The organism is Amycolatopsis sp. cg13, assembly GCF_041346965.1.
Lineage (GTDB): Bacteria > Actinomycetota > Actinomycetes > Mycobacteriales > Pseudonocardiaceae > Amycolatopsis.
Window position 1 is genome coordinate 1133613 of record NZ_CP166848.1, and the last position, 17005, is coordinate 1150617.

The 17005-nt window shown below is 70.3% G+C and carries 16 protein-coding genes; 6 read left to right on the forward strand and 10 right to left on the reverse strand.

Translation table 11 applies throughout. The features are described from left to right. Window positions 1–21 precede the first annotated feature (21 nt). A complete protein-coding gene (locus AB5I40_RS05035) occupies window positions 22–957 on the forward strand; it encodes a ParA family protein (protein WP_370937231.1) in 936 nt (311 codons plus the stop codon). A gap of 66 nt (window positions 958–1023) precedes the next feature. On the opposite strand, the gene hisG is transcribed toward AB5I40_RS05035, so the two are convergent. The 3 genes from hisG to AB5I40_RS05050 form a co-directional block, all read right to left on the reverse strand. Beyond that, entirely contained in the window at window positions 1024–1869 is an 846-nt protein-coding gene (gene hisG, locus AB5I40_RS05040; protein ID WP_182894715.1) for an ATP phosphoribosyltransferase, read from the reverse strand. A 35-nt stretch (window positions 1870–1904) separates the two neighbouring features. Continuing rightward, window positions 1905–2168 (reverse strand): phosphoribosyl-ATP diphosphatase, encoded by a 264-nt coding sequence (locus tag AB5I40_RS05045; RefSeq protein ID WP_027927607.1) that lies wholly within the window; start codon window positions 2166–2168, stop codon window positions 1905–1907. Window positions 2169–2232: 64 nt separating this feature from the next. After that, window positions 2233–2919, reverse strand: coding sequence for an HAD family phosphatase (locus AB5I40_RS05050; RefSeq protein ID WP_344274123.1), 687 nt, complete (start codon window positions 2917–2919; stop codon window positions 2233–2235). Between the two features lie 151 nt (window positions 2920–3070). On the opposite strand from AB5I40_RS05050, the gene AB5I40_RS05055 reads away from it, so the two are divergent. After that, on the forward strand, window positions 3071–3982 hold the full coding sequence (locus AB5I40_RS05055) for a PAC2 family protein (RefSeq protein WP_370937232.1): 912 nt from the start codon (window positions 3071–3073) through the stop codon (window positions 3980–3982). A gap of 206 nt (window positions 3983–4188) precedes the next feature. After that, a complete protein-coding gene (locus AB5I40_RS05060) occupies window positions 4189–4458 on the forward strand; it encodes a hypothetical protein (protein WP_370937233.1) in 270 nt (89 codons plus the stop codon). A 55-nt stretch (window positions 4459–4513) separates the two neighbouring features. Here AB5I40_RS05060 and AB5I40_RS05065 read toward each other — a convergent pair whose 3' ends face one another. The 3 genes from AB5I40_RS05065 to AB5I40_RS05075 are packed head-to-tail and all read right to left on the reverse strand — an operon-like array spanning window position 4514 to window position 7145. Further along, window positions 4514–5344, reverse strand: coding sequence for a metallophosphoesterase (locus AB5I40_RS05065; protein ID WP_370937234.1), 831 nt, complete (start codon window positions 5342–5344; stop codon window positions 4514–4516). After that, the gene (locus AB5I40_RS05070; protein ID WP_370937235.1) at window positions 5308–6564 is read right to left on the reverse strand and encodes an MFS transporter; all 1257 of its coding nucleotides are present in this window, start codon (window positions 6562–6564) and stop codon (window positions 5308–5310) included. Before AB5I40_RS05070 ends, AB5I40_RS05065 begins: the two co-directional genes overlap by 37 nt. Continuing rightward, window positions 6561–7145, reverse strand: coding sequence for a helix-turn-helix domain-containing protein (locus tag AB5I40_RS05075; RefSeq protein ID WP_370937236.1), 585 nt, complete (start codon window positions 7143–7145; stop codon window positions 6561–6563). Before AB5I40_RS05075 ends, AB5I40_RS05070 begins: the two co-directional genes overlap by 4 nt. A gap of 267 nt (window positions 7146–7412) precedes the next feature. Here AB5I40_RS05075 and AB5I40_RS05080 point away from each other — a divergent pair, with 267 nt between their 5' ends. Further along, entirely contained in the window at window positions 7413–9038 is a 1626-nt protein-coding gene (locus AB5I40_RS05080; protein WP_370937237.1) for an ABC-F family ATP-binding cassette domain-containing protein, read from the forward strand. A gap of 68 nt (window positions 9039–9106) precedes the next feature. Here AB5I40_RS05080 and mshC read toward each other — a convergent pair whose 3' ends face one another. Both mshC and AB5I40_RS05090 read right to left on the reverse strand, forming a co-directional pair. Further along, window positions 9107–10345: a cysteine--1-D-myo-inosityl 2-amino-2-deoxy-alpha-D-glucopyranoside ligase gene (gene mshC, locus AB5I40_RS05085; protein ID WP_370937238.1), complete on the reverse strand. Its 1239-nt coding sequence runs from the start codon at window positions 10343–10345 to the stop codon at window positions 9107–9109. A gap of 82 nt (window positions 10346–10427) precedes the next feature. Then, window positions 10428–11192: a MerR family transcriptional regulator gene (locus AB5I40_RS05090; RefSeq protein ID WP_370937239.1), complete on the reverse strand. Its 765-nt coding sequence runs from the start codon at window positions 11190–11192 to the stop codon at window positions 10428–10430. 117 nt (window positions 11193–11309) lie between these two features. On the opposite strand from AB5I40_RS05090, the gene AB5I40_RS05095 reads away from it, so the two are divergent. After that, a complete protein-coding gene (locus tag AB5I40_RS05095; protein WP_370940454.1) occupies window positions 11310–12623 on the forward strand; it encodes a cytochrome P450 in 1314 nt (437 codons plus the stop codon). A gap of 70 nt (window positions 12624–12693) precedes the next feature. Here AB5I40_RS05095 and AB5I40_RS05100 read toward each other — a convergent pair whose 3' ends face one another. Then, the gene (locus AB5I40_RS05100; protein WP_370937240.1) at window positions 12694–14652 is read right to left on the reverse strand and encodes a hypothetical protein; all 1959 of its coding nucleotides are present in this window, start codon (window positions 14650–14652) and stop codon (window positions 12694–12696) included. Beyond that, window positions 14652–16049 (reverse strand): ATP-binding protein, encoded by a 1398-nt coding sequence (locus AB5I40_RS05105; RefSeq protein ID WP_370937241.1) that lies wholly within the window; start codon window positions 16047–16049, stop codon window positions 14652–14654. The genes AB5I40_RS05100 and AB5I40_RS05105 overlap by 1 nt, the downstream gene beginning before the upstream one ends. 100 nt (window positions 16050–16149) lie before the next feature. On the opposite strand from AB5I40_RS05105, the gene AB5I40_RS05110 reads away from it, so the two are divergent. Continuing rightward, window positions 16150–16947 carry a hypothetical protein gene (locus AB5I40_RS05110; RefSeq protein WP_370937242.1) on the forward strand — a complete coding sequence of 266 codons (798 nt, stop codon included), beginning with the start codon at window positions 16150–16152 and terminating at the stop codon, window positions 16945–16947. Window positions 16948–17005 lie beyond the last annotated feature (58 nt).

The following is a 17005-nucleotide window of genomic DNA, read 5'->3' on the forward strand; positions in this document are numbered from 1 at the left end:
CCGACAAGGGAGCGCTCCGGCATGCAGATCACCTCGGTGGTCAACCAGAAGGGCGGGGTGGGCAAAACCTCGCTGAGCGTGGGCGCGGCCGCGGCCCTCGCCGAACGCGGCAGGCGGGTGCTGCTCGTCGACCTCGACCCGCAGGGGCACGCGACCACCGAGATGCTCGGCATGGACGAGGTCCCGGCGGACGCGCCGAGCCTGGCGAAGGCGCTGACGAAGCTGTGGAAGGGCCCGATCGAGCAGCTGGCGGTGCCGCACCCGCGCAGCAACATCGGCCGCGGCGGCGCGTTCGACGTGATCCCCACGTCTCCCGGCATGTTCGACCTGATCCGGAGGCTGGACCAGTTCCGCGTGCCCGGCTGGCAGCTGGCGAGGGTGATCCAGTTCGCCCACTACGACCACGTGATCATCGACTGCCCGCCGGCCCAGGACGTCCTGACGAACAACGCGCTGGCCGCCTCGCACGGCATCCTGGTCCCGGTCCAGCCGGACAAAACGAGCATCCGGGCCCTGCGCCTGCTGTCGGAACAGGTCCGCTACGTAGAACAAACCACCGGCCGCGCCCCCATCGCGTGGTTCGGCATCGTCCCCGGCCTATACCGCCGCCCCATCTCGCACTACGCCGCAGCCGCCCTGCAGGAGATGTACTCCTTCGGAGTCCCCATGCTCTCGCACGTGCCCTTGGGCGTAGTGATGAACGAAGCGGCCGCACATGGGGTCCCGGTGACCACGTTCGCTCCGGAGACCATCCAGGCGGTGTCGTTCCGGGAGATCGCCGAAACCCTCGACAGTTATCTCGCGCAGAATCCCGGTCCCACCGAAGTCCCTGCTGACGACGAGTTCGTGTTCGAGGACTTCATTTCCGAGGTGGCGGTCGCCCGCAACGTCAACGACAACGGCGCGCGCAAGAAGCTGTACGACCTGATGCCCAAGCGTCCGAACCGCCCGCGCTGACGCACCGTCCACATGCGACAGAGGGCGTCTCCCCCGAAGAGAAGACGCCCTCTGTACAAGAGTTTTCTACAACCGACAGGACCGAATGTCCGACGCCAGCACAGCCTTGGCGCCAGTCTCGGCCAACTCGTCCATGATCCGGTTGACTTCCTTACGCGGCACCATCGCCCGCACCGCGACCCACTTCTCGTCCGCCAGCGGAGCCACCGTAGGCGACTCCAGTCCCGGCGTGATCGAAATAGCCCGCTCCAGAATCTCCCTCGGGCAGTCGTAGTCGAGCATCATGTAGTGCTGCGCGAACACCACACCCTGCAACCGAGCCGCGAGCTGCGACTTGGCCCGAGACCCCTCGCTCCCGGCCCGCTGCAGCAACACAGCCTCAGAAGCACAAATCGGCTCCCCGAACGCCACCAGATTGTGCTGCCGCAACGACCGCCCGGACTCGACCACATCGGCAATAGCGTCCGCGACCCCAAGCTGGATCGAGATCTCCACCGCCCCGTCGAGCCGAATCACCTCAGCCTCAACGCCATGCCGAGCAAGATCGTCCCGGACCAGCCGCGGATACGACGTAGCCAGCCGCTTCCCGTGCAAATCGGCAGGTTTCCAGTCCCGCCCGGCAGGCGCGGCGTACCGGAACGTAGACGCCCCGAACCCGAGCGCGAGCACCTCGTCCACCGGCGCCCCGGAATCGAGCGCGAGATCGCGCCCGGTGATGCCGAGGTCCAGCTCGCCGGAACCGACGTAAATGGCGATGTCCTTCGGCCGGAGGAAGAAGAACTCGACCTCGTTGACCGGGTCGAGGACGGTCAGGTCCTTGCCGTCATGTCGCTTGCGGTAGCCCGCCTCGGAAAGCATCTCCGCCGAAGCGGCGGCGAGGGCTCCCTTGTTCGGCACGGCAACACGCAGCATTTCGGTTTCTCCTCGGTATCCGGTGCGCGAGCGCGTCACAGGTAGCGGTACACGTCCTCGGTCGAGATTCCCCGGCCGAGCATGAGCACCTGCACCCGGTACAGCAGCTGCGAGATCTCTTCCGACAGCCGGTCGTCGGATTCGTGCTCGGCGGCGATCCACACCTCGCCCGCCTCTTCGAGCACCTTCTTGCCCTGTGCGTGCACCCCGGCGTCCAGTGCGGCGACGGTGCCGGACCCGTCGGGACGGGTACGCGCGCGCTCGGCAAGCTCCGCGAACAGCTCATCGAAGGTCTTCACGAGGCCGGATCCTTTCATCCCGCGCTCGCCCGCGCCGTTCCGGGTGACCCGGATGCCGCCGAGGTCACAGCGACGGCAGCAGCGCCGCCAGTTCGGGCACGCCGACGCCGGCCAGCGAGGTGCGGAAGACCCGGCGCGGGCCGTCCGGGACGGGCACGTCGTTGGGGACGACGAGCACCGTGCAGCCTGCGCTTTCGGCCGATTCCGCGCCCGGCGGCGAGTCCTCGACCGCGACGCACCGGCCCGGCGCCACGCCGAGCAGTTCGGCGGCCTTCAGGTACGGCCGCGGGAGGGGTTTGTTCTGGCCGTCGACCTCGTCGCCGCAGACCGTGACGTCGAAGAATTCCCGCCCGATCGTGTCGAGCGCGAGTTCGGTCAGCGCGCGTTCGGTGGAGGTGACCAGCGCGGACTTGAGCCCGGCCGCGCGGACCGCGGCCAGCGCCTCGCGCGCGCCCGGACGCCAGGGCAGCGCGTCGTCGAACAGCCCGGCGGTGCGGCGGCGGATCCACTCCCCGGTTTCCGCGACCGCTTCCGGGGTGACTGGGCGACCGGTCTGCTCGAGCAGCACGGTGGCGGTGGCGTCCATGTTGGACCCCACGAGCGTCATCCGGACTTCCTCCGAAAGCGTGCCGCCGAGCGCCTCGGCGGCCTCGTACAGCGCGACGTCCCACAGTTTCTCGGAATCGACGAGGGTGCCGTCCATGTCCCAGAGGACAGCCGCCAGTCCGTCCGAAGAGGACGGTGCAGTCACAGTTTCTCCTTGTCCGGTGCGCCGCTCCGGCTGGGCGCGCTCGCCTCCAGCGTCCCACGCGGGCCGCCGTGAGCGGGGCCACACCCGCTCCGTGACACGCGGGGGCGGACACGCTGCGCAGCGTAGGTGGCGGAGGCCGTAGGCTGGTCAGGTGAGTGAGCCTGTCGACGACACCCCGCGGCCCGGCGACCCGGAGCAGGACCGCGCCGATGACCAACGCCCGATCATGATTCTGGCTTTCGAGGGCTGGAATGACGCGGGCGACGCGGCGAGCCAGGCGATCGAACACCTCCAGCTCACGTGGGACGCGACGCCGCTGGCCGAGCTCGAGCCGGACGACTACTACGACTTCCAGGTCAGCCGCCCCACGGTGAAGATGGTCGACGGCATCACCCGGCGGGTCGAATGGCCGACCACGCGGCTGTCGGTGTGCCGTCCCGAGGGCCTCGACCGCGACCTCGTGCTGGTGCAGGGCCCGGAGCCGAACATGCGCTGGCGGAAGTTCTGCGCCGAGATCGTGGAGCACGTCCAGGAGCTGGACGTGTCGATGGTGGTCGCGCTCGGCGCCCTGCTGGCCGACACCGCGCACACCCGCCCGGTCCCGGTCACCGGGACGGCCTACGACAAGGACACCGCGAGCAAGTACCGGCTGGAGCTGAACAACTACCAGGGCCCGACCGGGATCGTCGGGATCCTGCAGGACTACTGCGTGCAGGTCGGCATCCCGGCGGTGTCGATCTGGGCCGCGGTGCCGCACTACGTCTCGCACCCGCCGTCGCCGAAGGCCACGCTGGCGCTGCTGCACAAGCTGGAGGACGTCCTCGACGTCGAGATCCCGCTCGGCGCGCTGCCGGAGCAGGCCGAGGAATGGCAGCAGACGGTCAGCGAAATGGCCGACGAGGACGAGGAAATCAGCGAGTACGTGCGCAGCCTCGAGGAGCGCGGCGACGCCGAGACCGACTTCACCATGGAGGAGGTCTCGGGCGACAAGATCGCCGCCGAGTTCGAGCGGTACCTGCGGCGGCGCCGCCCCGGGCAGGACGGCGGCTTCGGCCTCCGCTGACCCGTTCGCGGGCGGGAGCAATCCCGGCCCCTGGAGAGCGAACGCACGGTAGCTCCTGATCTACGAACAGTGACCTCGGCCCGCCCGGCGGGATGACGGTGCCTGCGCCGTTGACTGATCGCTCCGCGCTGCTCTGGTGCCCTCCCGAGCGCGTCTCGTTGACTGGCCTGGCGCGAGCGACATCGCGCGGACCAGGAGGTACGAGAATGTTCGGCAAGGCTCTAGCGGCGGCAGTGCTCGCGGCGGGCGCGATCACCGCGTCGGCGGCGACAGCGTCGGCGGCCCCGGTTTCCCCGGTGACGGCGAATGACTTCGGCGCCTGCATGGACTATGCGGTGGCCGAGTACGACGTCGAGCCCTGGCTCGCGCACGACGCGTGCGACGCCGGCTCGTTCGAGGAGTGCTACTGGGTCCTCCGCCGCGAGTACGTGCCCGCACAGGTCGCGGTGACGGCCTGCCGGCTCTCGTTCGACTGATCCCCGCGCCTGGGCACAGCCGGGACGCGAGCGCGCCGATCGCGTCCCGCTGTGCTCAGGCGGTGAGCAGCTTCCGCACCGGAACCGCGCCCCGGGCCCGCTTCCGCCACTCGCGCGGGTAGCCGAGCGACACTTCCTCGAACCGCACGCCGTCCGCGGACGTCGTGCGCGGGATGTGCAGGTGCCCGTAGACGGCCAGCTCGGCGCGGTAGCGCAGGTGCCAGTCCTCGGTCTGCGTGGTGCCGCACCAGAGCGCGAAATCGGGGTAGTACAACGGGTTCGTCGGGTGCCGGTGCAGCGGCCAGTGCGACATCAGGATCGTGCGGCGGTCGGCCGGGATCGCGTCCAGCCGGTCACGGCTCACCTTCAGCCGTTGCTCGCACCAGGCCGCGCGCGATTCGTACGGGTCCGGGTGCAGGTAGTACTCGTCAGTGCACACGACGCCGATTTCGCGCGCGTGCGCGAGCGCCTCTTCGCGAGTCTTGCCTTCGGTCGCCGGGGTGCGCCAGCTGTAGTCGTAGAACACGAACAGCGGCGCGATAGTCAACGGCTCCGGGCCGAAGTCCCACACCGGGAACTCGTCCTCGGGCGTGAGCACGTCGATCTCGCGGCACTGCTCCACCAGGAACTCGTACCGCGCCTGGCCGCGCAGCTGGCATTCGTCGTTCGGCGTGGTCCACAGCTCGTGGTTGCCCGGGACCCACACGACCTTCGCGAACCGCTCGCGCAGCCTCGCGAGCGTCCCCCGGATGACCTTGGCGGACTCCGCGACGTCGCCGGCGACGAGCAGCCAGTCGCCGGGATCGTCGGGAACGACCTCGTCGACGATCGGGCCGTTGCCCTCGTGGGTCACGTGGAGGTCGCTGGTGGCGAAGAGAGACGGCACTTCTCCACCGTAACGACTTTCCGCGCCCGGGAGCGCCGGAACCGCCCATTCCCCCACCCCAGAACGACCAGCCCCGCGCTCACGTGAAGGCCTGCCTGCACGTTCAGCAGCACTGTCGGACCGGTCACCGTGAGGAGCGCCCCGGCCAGCAGCGAACCGGCCGCCGTGCCCGCGGCCATCAGCGCGTACACCGTGCTCAGCACCCGTCCCGCCCGGTCCGGGCCGGTCTCCGCCTGGACGTGCGACAGCAGCCCGGCACCAGCCACCACGGCAGGCGCGCCGACGGCCATGAACAGCCCGACGTACACCCCGAGCACCGTCGTCGCGCCGGGCAGGTTCCAGATCGCGACCGACATCAATCCGGCGGCGACCAGACCCCACCCCTGCAACAGCACCGGCGCGACCCGGCGCGCCAGCGTCGCCACCGCGAACCCGGCCGCGAGCCCGCCGATCGCCTGCACGCCGCGCAAGAGTCCGGCGTCGGCCTCGCTGCCGCGGAGGACGTCGAGCACGAACACCACGAACAGCACCAGGAACATGCCCTGCGCGAGCGAGGTCAGCAGCGCCGACACGCTCGTCGGCCGGAGCCGCTTTCCCGCCAGATCGCGGATTCCGGCGAGCCAGTCCGTCTGCTCGGGCACGGTTTTCCGCACCGTCACGCGGCGGAACGGGAACGCGAGCAGCATCCCCGCCGCCGCGAGCGCGACGAGGTAGCCGACGATCACGCGATCCAGCCCGCCCCACCCCAGCAGTGCTCCCCCGGCCCAGCCGCCCGCGAGCCGCGCGACGCTGCCGTTCACGCTCATCAGCCCGTTCGCCGAGGTGACGTCCTCGACGCCGACCAGTTCCGGCACCAGCGCGCTGCGCGCGGGTTCGAACACCGACGCCAGTCCCGCTTGCCCCGCCATCACCGCGTAGACGGCCGCGACCGGCAGTTCGGTCCCGATCAGCAGCGGCAGCACCACGAGCGCCTGTCCGGCGCACACCACGGCCAGCACGACCCGGCGGTCCCACCGGTCCGCGACGACCCCGGCGATCGGGCTCAGCAGTACTGCCGGCAGCAGCCCGAGCACGATGCTCAACGCGGTCGTGACCGCCGAACCGGTGCGCACGAACAGGTACACCGGCAGCGCGACCTGCAGCATCCATTCGGCGGTTTCGCCGAAGAACGCGGAGACCCAGAGCCGGGCGAATCCCGGTGCCGCGAGCAGGCGTCTCACGCCGGTTTCCCGTCGTGCCCGATCCGGCGGAAGGCACGCATCCCGAGGAAGACCGCGCGGGCGTCGGCAGGCGCGTCCTCGCGGATGGAGCTGACGTACGGCCGAATCAGATCGTCGATCGCTTTCGTCAGCGCGTTGACTTCTTCGGGCGTCGCGTTCAGCCCGTAGGAGAAGAATCCGCCGGTTTCGCGCCAGTCCTCGTCCAGGGTCTCGACCGTGTCGAGGTACCGCTGGGTCAGCTCCTGCTCCTCGGCCAGCTCCGTGCCGGTGACCGCGAGCTGTGCCGCCGCGAGCGCCGGATCGCCGCCCGGATTGCCCAGCACCAGCCCGACCTGACAGGCCCGCCACGGCCGTTCCCGACCGTCGCCGCCCTCGGCGCGCTCGACCAGGCCGTGTTCCGCCAGTTTGCGCAGATGCCAGCTGCAGTTCGACGCCGTCGAGCCCACTGCGTCGGCGCATTCGCTGGCCGTCGACGGGCCGACTGCCATCAGGTGGTGCACCAGCGCCGAGCGGAGCGGATGCGCGAGCGCGCGCAGCAGCTCGACGTCGTCGATCCGCTTGCGCGGGGGCAGTTCGGCCATCTGTGGTCCGTCCAAACTCTGAAGGGTTTCTTTCGAAACTGTTCTTTCAGAGTTGCAGGCCGCCGCCCCGGCGTCAAGGCCGCCGAACGTTCCGGGAAAAACTGGTTGCGCGAGCGGGGGCGTCCCGCGTTAGGCTCCCGGCCATCATGGACAGCTGAACCGAGCCCTCCCCGCATCGAGGCCGCTCCCGGTCGAGCCCTGCTCCCGGGAAGCCGCGCGTTGCCCGTCGGGGATTTCGCTTCCACCGCAAAGGCCCGGTGCTCACGCATGTCTACTGTCCTGCACGCCTCCGACCTCGTCTTCGGCTACGGCGCCCGCACCGTCCTCAACGGCGTTTCGCTCGTCGCGTCGCCCGGGAGACGGATCGGTCTCGTCGGCGAAAACGGGGTCGGGAAATCCACTCTGCTCCGGCTGCTCGCCGGGCTCGAAGTCCCGCGCGGCGGCGACGTCGTGCGGCACGGCGACCTCGGCTTCCTCTTCCAGGAACTGCCGTTCGCCGGCACCGCAACGGTTTCCGACGTCCTTGACGAGGCACTCGCCGAGATCCGCACCGCGGCGGCGACGCTCGACAAGCTCGCCGCCGTGCTCGCCGAACGCCCCGAAGACCCGGACGTGCTCAGCGAGTACGGCCACGTCCTGGAATGGGCGCAGGCGCACGACCTGTGGGACGCGGACCGGCGCGCGGACCTCGTCCTCACCGGTCTCGGGCTCGGCGACATCAAGCACGACCGGCGGCTGCACACGCTCTCCGGCGGCCAGCGGTCGCGGCTCGGGCTGGCCGCGCTGCTGGTGCGGCGGCCACGCATTCTGCTGCTCGACGAACCGACCAACCACCTCGACGACAACGCCATGGAGTTCCTCGAACGGCACCTCGCGGAACTGACCGGCGTCGTCGTGCTGTCCTCGCACGATCGCGTGTTCCTCGACGCGGTCTGCACGGACATCGTGGACTTGGACCCGGTTCCGGCCGATCGCCGCGTGGGCGGCGCGACGCGCTACGGCGGCAGCTACACCGACTACCTCGGCCAGAAAAAGGCCGAACGCGCGCGGTGGGAGCAGCGCTTCACCGAAGAACAGGAGGAACTCAAGCAGTTGCGGGAATCCGTGCACGGCACCGCGCGGCGCGTCGCACACAACCGTGCGCCGCGCGACAACGCGAAGATGCTCTACGACTTCAAGACCGGTCGCGTGCAGAAGCAGATTTCCCGCCGGGTCCGGAACGCGCAGCTCAAGCTGGACACACTGGAGCGCGAGCAAGTCCGCAAACCGCCAGCGCCGCTTCGGTTTCGAGCCCCGCTGACCGCGGACACCAGCGGCGAAGGCCCGGCGGTTTCGGTGCGCGGCATCGCGGTCCCGGGTCGAGTGCAGTTGGACGAGTTGGACGTGGACCGCAGCGCGCGGCTCCTCGTCACCGGCGGCAATGGGGCGGGCAAATCCACCCTGCTGTCCGTACTGGCCGGTCAGCTGACCCCGTCGGCCGGGACTGTCCACTTCGGACCCGGCGTGCGCGTGGGGTTGCTGGAGCAGGACGTCACGTTCGCCCGGCCGAAGCGGACCGCGCAAGAGGTGTACCGCGCCGCGGCCGGTGAAGCGGCTCCGTCGCTATCCACGCTCGGGTTGCTGCCGCCGAGGGAACACGATCGCCCGGTCGGCGAGCTTTCGGCGGGTCAGCGTCGCCGGTTGGCGCTGGCGGTGCTGCTCGCGGAACCGCCGGACGTGCTGCTGCTGGACGAGCCGACCAACCACCTGTCGCTCAGCCTGGCCGAGGAACTGTCCGAAGCGCTCGACAGCGCGCCGGGCGCGGTCGTCCTCGCCTCGCATGATCGGTGGTTGCGCCGCCGCTGGGAAGGCGACCACCTGGCGCTGGCGCATGGCCGGTGCCAGGATGTATAGGTCGTTATACAGTTGAGTCAGCGGGCATCGGCCGGATCGAGTTCCGGCCGCTGCCCGCTGTCACAAGCTCAGAGAACGATGCCCAGCAAGGCGTCCACGGCTTCCTTGATCAGGCCCGGCGCGGCCTGGTCGGTGCCGTCGCGGCGCAGTGCCGCAGTGACCCAGGCGTCGATCGCGGTGAGCGCCTTCGGCGTGTTCAGGTCGTCGGAGAGGTGGTCGCGCAGCCGCGCCACGGTGTCCCCCGCGTCGGGCCCGGCCGGCAGCGCGACCGCTTCGCGCCAGCGGGCCAGCCGCTCCTGCGCGTCGACCAGCAGCTGATCAGTCCACGCCCGGTCCTCGCGGTAGTGCCCGGCGAACAGCGCCAGCCGGATCGCGGCCGGGTCGATGCCGTCGGCGCGCAGCCGCGACACGAAGACCAGGTTGCCGCGGGACTTCGACATCTTCTCGCCGTCGAGCCCGATCATCCCGGCGTGCACGTAGTGCCGGGCGAACGGATGGTCGGCGGCGACCGCTTCGGCGTGCGCCGCGCTGTACTCGTGGTGCGGGAAGATCAGATCGGAACCGCCGCCCTGCACGTCGAATCCGAGCCCGAGGCGGTTCACTGCGATCGCACTGCATTCGATGTGCCAGCCGGGCCGCCCAGCGCCCAGCTCCGACTCCCACGACGGCTCGCCTTCGCGCGCGACGCGCCACAGCAGCGCGTCCAGCGGGTGCCGCTTGCCGGGACGGTCCGGGTCGCCGCCGCGTTCGGCGAAGAACTTCGCCATGGTCTCGGCGTCGTAGTTCGACTCGTAGCCGAACCGGCCGGTCGCGTTGTGGTCGAAGTAGACGTCCGGGAACTCGGCGTCGTCCGCGCGGTAGGCGCTGCCGTCGGCGAGCAGCTTCGCGATGACCTCGACGATCTCCGGGATCGCCTCGACCGCGCCGACGAACTGGCGCGGCGGCAGCACCCGCAGCGCCTCCATGTCCTCGCGGAACAGCGCCGTCTCGCGCATGCCCAGCACGATCCAGTCGTCCGAATCGCGTGCCGCGCGTTCCAGCAGCGGCTCGTCGATGTCAGTGACGTTCTGGACGTAGTGCACCTCGTGCCCGTTGTCCCGCCACACGCGGTTGACCAGGTCGAACGCGAGGTAGGTGGCGGCGTGGCCGAGGTGCGTGGCGTCGTAGGGGGTGATGCCGCAGACGTACATCCGGGCGGCGGCCCCAGGCGCGGTCGGACGGACCTGCCCGGTCGCGGTGTCGTGGAGCCGGAGGGGGCGGGGCGTGCCGGGCAGCCGGGGCACGGCGACGGAGGACCAAGTCTGCATACCTCCGACTGTAAGCGTGACGTCCGTCCGCTTTCCCACGAGGTGGGAGAGACAACCGATCTGTCTCTCCCACCCCCCAGGGTCAGGCCTGCTGCCGGGCGGCGTTCGCCCGGACGGCGTCGCGGACATACGCCCCGATGCCGGGCCGCTGCTCGTCCTCCCGGACCAGGAACGCCAGCTGCGCGGGCTCGTCCGCGTACAGGGCCGCGATCCGCTGCTGCATCGCGTACCCGCACTCCCCCATCACCGCGGACAGCATCGCCCGGTGCTCCTCGGCTAGCTCGCCCGCCGCCGGGCTGTCCGCCGGCACGCCCTCGTCGACCAGCGCGACCAGGCGGCGCACCCAGTCCTTCCGCTGCAGCTCCGCCTCGGTCCACTCCCCCTTGGTCTCCGGCAGCTTCGTCTGCTTCCACTCCGCACAGTCGCCCCAGCGCCGCACGGCTTCCTCCGAATAGCCCTCCGGCGCCTGGAATCCGCCGAACACTTCGAACTTCTCCTCGGGCGTCAACGTGTTGCCCATGGCTCTCGCCTCCAGCAATCGGTCGACGGCCGCGACCATGCGCTCGATCCGGTCCCCTTGCGCCACCAGCAGCTCCCGCTGCCGTTTCAGGTGGTGGTCGGCGTCGGTTCCCGGCTCCGCGAGCACGGACGCGATCGTCTCCAGGGGAAAGCCGAGCTCCCGGTAGAGCAGGATCCGCTGCAGCCGGTCGAGGTCGGCGTCGTCGTAGCGCCGGTAGCCGGACGTCGTCCGCCCGCTCGGCGACAACAGCCCGATCTCGTCGTAGTGGTGCAGCGCGCGCACGGTGACGCCGGCCAGCGCCGCCACCTCGCCCACTCGGTAGCTCATCGCTCTCCCCCTGTTTCTTCGGCCGAACGGCCCTTGCGAGAACCCACGATCGCGCCTCACGCCGCGTGAGGGTCAAGTCTGGTGGACACCGCCGTCCGGCGCGAGTACGAACGAAGCATGGCTCTGCGCACGCCGATCCGCGCCCATTCCGCTCTTCCGCCTGGTCCCCGCCTGCCGATGGCGGTCCAAACCGTCCTTTTCGGCGCTTTCCGGAACTCCCTGCTGCCGCTGCTGCGCCGCCGCTACGGAAATGTGGTGCGGCTGCGGCTGTACCCGGAACGGTCAGTGGTGCTGATCGGGGACCTCGATCTGGTCCGCGAGATCTTCGCCGGTCCGGTCGAGACGTTCCACGCCGGCGAGGGGAACATGGTGCTCAAACCCATGCTGGGCGGGCATTCGGTGCTGCTCACCGACGAGGAAGAGCACCGCCGGGCTCGGAAGCTGCTGATGCCCGCGTTCAACGGGGCGGCGATGCGCGGGTATCGCGACATGGTCACCGAGCTGACGGTCGCGGAGCTGGAGCGGTGGCCGCAGGGGCGGGCGTTCCGGGTGCACGACCGGATGCGGGCGTTGACGCTCGAAGTGATCCTGCGAGTCGTTTTCGGGGTGACGGACGGGCCGCGGCTGGCGGAATTGCGCGTGGCGCTGGAGCAGGTCATCGACATCAGCGCGCTGGATCTTTTCGGCTGGCACAGCCCGGCACTGCAGAAGTTCGGGCCGTGGCGGCGGAATCTCGAGCGGCAGCAGCGGGTCGACCAACTGCTGTACGCGGAGATCGCCGAGCGGCGGGCGGCGCCGGATCTGGCCCAGCGGACCGACGTGCTGTCCCGGCTGCTGAGCGTGCCCGGCGAGGACCAGCTCAGCGACCTCGAACTGCGCGACCAGCTGATCACGTTGCTGCTGGCCGGACACGAGACCACGGCGACCGCGCTGGCCTGGGCGCTGCACGAGCTTGCCCGTGATCCGGCGATCGCCGCGGAGACCGCCCGCGCAGCGGACGAGGGCGACGAGAAGTACCTGGAAGCGGTGGCCAAGGAAGCGATGCGGCTGCGGCCGATCATCTCCGAGGTGTCGCGGAAGCTCACGAAGGACGTGCAGGTCGGCCCGTATACGGTTCCGGCCGGGCACATGGTGCTGCCGTCGATTTCGCTCATTCACGCGGACCCGGCGCACCATCCGTCGCCGGAGGTGTTCGACCCGACGCGGTTCCTCGGCAGCGGCCCGCCCGCCGGCAGCTGGTTCCCGTTCGGCGGCGGCGCACGACGCTGTCTCGGGGCGGGATTCTCGTTGCTGGAGGCGACGATCGTACTGCGGGAACTGTTCACGCGATACCGGGTGAGCGCGCCCAGTCCGCGGCCGGAGCGAGTGAAGACCCGCCACATCACGCTCGTGCCCGGCGACGGCGCGCGGATCCTGGTGCACCGCCGCTGAGGTCCGTGAGGGGAACCCTGAGGGAATCTGATTCCCCTAGGGTTCCCCTCACGTACGTTCGCTCAAGCGGTCAGCGGCGGCGGGTGCGGAGGTAGTCGCCTACTACTGCCGCGCCCAAACCGTCCAGGTCCGGGGCGATGACGCGGCCGCCGGAGCGGCGGGCGATGGTGTCCACGAACGCTTCCAGGCGCGGGTCGTCGCCCAGCCGGAAGACGGTGACCGACGCGCCCAGCTTCGCGATTCTGTCCACTTCGGACAGTGTCTTGTAGATGGTCGCCGGTTCCGGCGGGTAGGAGAATTCCGCTTCGCCGTCGGGTTCCAGGTGAGCGGTGGGCTCGCCGTCGGTGACCATGAGGACGACCGGCTGGGCGTCCGGGTGACGGCGCAGGTGGCGTCCGGCCAGCAACAGCGCGTGGTGGGCGTTGGTGCCCTGTTCCCAGGTTCCTTCCAGACCGACGAGTTCGGGCAGCTCCACGGGCATCGCATAGCGGCCGAAGGTGATCAGCTGCAAGGCGTCGTTGCGGAATCTGGTGCTGATCAGCTGATGCAGCGCCAGCGCGGTGCGCTTCATCGGCAGCCAGCGACCCTCTTGGATCATCGACCACGATGTGTCGACCAGCAGCGCTACCGCCGCTCGCGAGCGATGTTCAGTCTCGATGACCTCGACATCCTCGACGTCGAGACGCACACTGCCCGCCCCGACCGCGGTGGAGCGCAATACCGCATTGCGCACAGTGCGCGGAACATCCCACGGTTGCATGTCACCGAACCGCCAGGGACGGCTCGACCCGGTCGGTTCGCCTGCCGCGCCCGCGGATTCGGTCTCCCGCTCTCCGGTTTTGCCGCGGAGCGAATTGACCACATCGGACAGTGCGGTCTCGCCAAGGCGGCGCAATGCCTTGGGCGACAACCGCAAGGTGCCGTCCGCAGCGCGTTCGAACAGGCCTTGCTGACGCAGTTCTCGTTCCAATTCGGACAGCCGGCGAGCATCGACGCCTGCGTCCGGACCGAGTTGGCGTTCCAGCGCCTCCAGGTCGATGTCCTCCAGGCGCGCGCCGGGATACGACTGGCCCAGCTGCTCGGCGAGGGCGTCCAGCTCCGCCAGGTCGGCCATCGCTTGCGCGCCTTCGCCGAGGCCCAGCGGATCCTGGCCGCGGAAGCGCGAGGACGACGTCCAGTCCTCCCCCGGCCGCAATGCCCGCAACTGGGAGTCCAAAGCGGACAGTTGCTGCGCCAGTCTCGGGTCGCCGAAGGCCTGCTGCGACAGCTCGGCCAGCTCGGCCCGTTGTTCCTCGGACATCGAGTTCAGCATCCGCTGCGCGGCGGCGGAACGGGCGGCGAGGACGTCGATCAGCTCTTCGACGTTCTGCGGGTTCTCCGGGAAGAACTCGCCGTGCCGCCGCATGAACTCGCTGAAGCGTTCGCCGATGTCGCTCGCGCCCTGGGCGTGCGCGGACAGCAGCGCGTTGAGGTCGCCGAGCATCTGGTTGATCCGCTCGACGTCCTCGGGCCCGGCGTTCTGCATCGCCTGCTTCATGCCCTGGAACCGCGCGTCCAGCAGCTCGCGGCCGAGGAGGTCGCGGATCTGCTCGTACTTCTGCCGTGCTTCATCCGAGCGCCAGTCATACTCGTTCAGCTCTCGGACGGCGGCCGCAGTGCCCGGTGGCAACGCGTCTAGCTGCGCTTCGCGGAAGCGTGCCTCGTCGTCGGGGTCTGGGAACAGTTCCCGGCGCTCGGCTTGGAGTGCTTCCTGCAGCAGCTGCTGGACTTCCTGCAGCGTGCCGTCCAGCCGGTGCCGCCGCTGGATCTGCGAACGGCGCTGCCACAGCTGACGGGTCAATTCGTCAAGGCCAGCAGTGCGTTCGGTGCCGCGGCGCAGCAACTCCTCGAGCGCCGAGCGCGGCGACGAACCGCCCATGACCTCGCGGCCGATCTCGTCCAGTGCGTCCCGCAGGTCCGCGGGCGGGGCCAGCGGGTCCGGCCCGTCGTGCCACGGGCCGTAGGAATATCCCTCCGGTAAGAGCGGCATTATTCGCCGTAGACCGTCGTGCCGTCGTCGGAGTCCTTCGCCAGCCTGCGAGCGAGGAACAGCGACTCCAGGGCCAGTTCGACCGCCGCCGCGATCCGGCCCGCCGGCTCGTCCGCGGACACTCCGGCCCGCTGGGCGACCTCGTGCAGCACCGGCAGTTCCGGCAGCGCCGCAAGGACTTCCGCACCCGGGATGCGCTCGCCGGTGGCGACGAGGTGGCCGTCCGCGACCGCGTCGGACAGCGGCCGCAGGTCCAGCCCGGCGAACCGTTCGCGAGCGGTTTCCGCGATCGCGCGGCGCATCAGGTGCACGAGGTGCTCGACCTCGCGGCCTTCCTCGCCGGGCTCGAACTCGACCTTGCCGCGCAGCACGGCGGGCACGGCTTCGAGGTCGACCGGACGCGCGACCGCCGGGTCCTCCCCCGTCACCGCGGCCCGGCGCAACGCGGCCGCCGCGACGGTTTCCGCCGCCGCCACCGCGAACCGGGCGGACACGCCGGAACGCTGGTCGATGACCGGCGACTCGCGCAGGTTGCGCACGAACCGGGCCAGCACCTCCAGCAGCGGCTCGCCGACCTCCGCGACGAGGTTCGCTTCCTGGCGCACCACGGCGACCTCGGACTCGACGTCCAGCGGGTAGTGCGTGCGGATTTCCGCGCCGAAGCGGTCCTTCAGCGGCGTGATGATCCGGCCGCGGTTGGTGTAGTCCTCGGGGTTGGCGGTCGCGACGAGGAGGACGTCCAGCGGCAGCCGCAGCGTGTAGCCGCGGACCTGGATGTCGCGTTCCTCCATGACGTTCAGCAGCGCGACCTGGATCCGCTCGGCGAGGTCGGGCAGCTCGTTGATCGCGACGATGCCGCGGTGCGCGCGCGGCACGAGTCCGAAGTGGATGGTCTCGGGGTCGCCGAGGCTGCGGCCTTCGGCGACCTTGACGGGGTCGACGTCGCCGATCAGGTCGCCGACGCTCGTGTCCGGCGTGGCCAGCTTTTCGGTGTAGCGCTCGCTGCGGTGGCGCCAGGCCACCGGCAGGTCGTCGCCGAGTTCGGCGGCGCGGCGGATCGAGGCGGGCGTGATCGGGTCGAGCGGGTGTTCGCCCAGCTCGGAGCCCTCGATGACCGGGGTCCACTCGTCGAGCAGGCCGGCCAGGGTGCGCAGCAGGCGGGTCTTGCCCTGGCCGCGTTCGCCGAGCAGGACGACGTCGTGGCCGGCGAGCAGGGCGCGTTCGAGCTGGGGCAGCACGGTGCGGGAGAAGCCGACGATGCCGGGCCAGGCGTCGCGGCCCTCGCGCAGCGCGGCGAGCAGGTTGTCGTGGATCTCGCGCGCGATCGGGCGCGGGGCGTATCCGGCGGCGCGAAGCTCGCCGGCAGTACGGGGAAGAGCGTCGGGAACAGCGTTCACCCCTTCGACGCTACTGACCGTTCCGGCATCCGTCGACGTGGAGCGGCTCCAGCCGGGCGGGGATCGGCGGAGCCGGGAGGAACCGGTAAAATCAGCAGTCGTGTGCCGACCCAGTGCGACCCTCGCCGTCTGGTCCTCCGCGTGGCTGAACGGGGCCGCGGCGTCCGACGACGTCCTCGATGCTCTGCAGGAGTGGGCCGAGGCCCACGACGTGGTCGCGGCGGATCCCACCGCGGCGGACGCCTTCGATCTTCCGCTCGCGTTCCATCGGGCGGCCACTCCGGTGCAACTGCTGCTCGCGTTGCGGGCGCAGGGTGCGGGGAGCGTCCAGCTCGTGCTGCCGGTTCCTGGTGATGTGCGCGGGCTGGGCGGTGGCGGGCCGTTCGCTGACGCTGCGTTGCGGTGCGGCGAGGCGGTCGTGTTGAGCGGGCTGGCGTTCGGGTTGGTGCCGGAGCCGATCGCCGAAGGGCTGATGCGGTGGACGGTGTATTCGCTCGCCGCGCCGGTTTCGCTGGAATATCAGCCGTTGGCGGATGCTGAGCACGGGTTGACGGACGCGATCCGGGCCAGTGCCGGGGCGTTGCAGGCGTTGGACGTGGCCAGCGATCGGCCTGGGGTTCGGGCGGAGTTGTCGGCGCATTTGCGGGCTCGGCCGCAGGTGGAGTGGCCTGCGGGGACGCCGGGGCGGGCGTTGCGGGTGTTGCAGCGGGCCGAGGAGATTTCGGCGATTTTGGCTGTTGCTCAGGCGGACGACCCAGGTGGAGCGTTGTCGGCTTCGGCGGTGAACCGGCGAGCCGAGGCGTTGCGGCCGTTGGCGGAGGCCGTTCGGGGGGCTCGGACTGCTTCGGTCAACGAGGCGGTGCGGGTGTTTGCTGAGCAGGGGGATCGGCAGGCTTGATGCCTGTCCCGGTGACGGATTCGCTTCGCGAATGAGGGTTGCCCCGGTAGCGGGCGGA

Excerpts from the sequence above, each read along its gene's own strand:
- AB5I40_RS05080 (WP_370937237.1), top strand. The coding sequence starts at position 7,413 with ATGTCTACTGTCCTGCACGCCTCCGACCTCGTCTTCGGCTACGGCGCC.
- AB5I40_RS05075 (WP_370937236.1), bottom strand. The coding sequence starts at position 7,145 with ATGGCCGAACTGCCCCCGCGCAAGCGGATCGACGACGTCGAGCTGCTG.
- hisG (WP_182894715.1), bottom strand. The coding sequence starts at position 1,869 with ATGCTGCGTGTTGCCGTGCCGAACAAGGGAGCCCTCGCCGCCGCTTCG.
- mshC (WP_370937238.1), bottom strand. The coding sequence starts at position 10,345 with ATGCAGACTTGGTCCTCCGTCGCCGTGCCCCGGCTGCCCGGCACGCCC.
- AB5I40_RS05095 (WP_370940454.1), top strand. The coding sequence starts at position 11,310 with ATGGCTCTGCGCACGCCGATCCGCGCCCATTCCGCTCTTCCGCCTGGT.
- AB5I40_RS05060 (WP_370937233.1), top strand. The coding sequence starts at position 4,189 with ATGTTCGGCAAGGCTCTAGCGGCGGCAGTGCTCGCGGCGGGCGCGATC.
- AB5I40_RS05035 (WP_370937231.1), top strand. The coding sequence starts at position 22 with ATGCAGATCACCTCGGTGGTCAACCAGAAGGGCGGGGTGGGCAAAACC.
- AB5I40_RS05100 (WP_370937240.1), bottom strand. The coding sequence starts at position 14,652 with ATGCCGCTCTTACCGGAGGGATATTCCTACGGCCCGTGGCACGACGGG.
- AB5I40_RS05090 (WP_370937239.1), bottom strand. The coding sequence starts at position 11,192 with ATGAGCTACCGAGTGGGCGAGGTGGCGGCGCTGGCCGGCGTCACCGTG.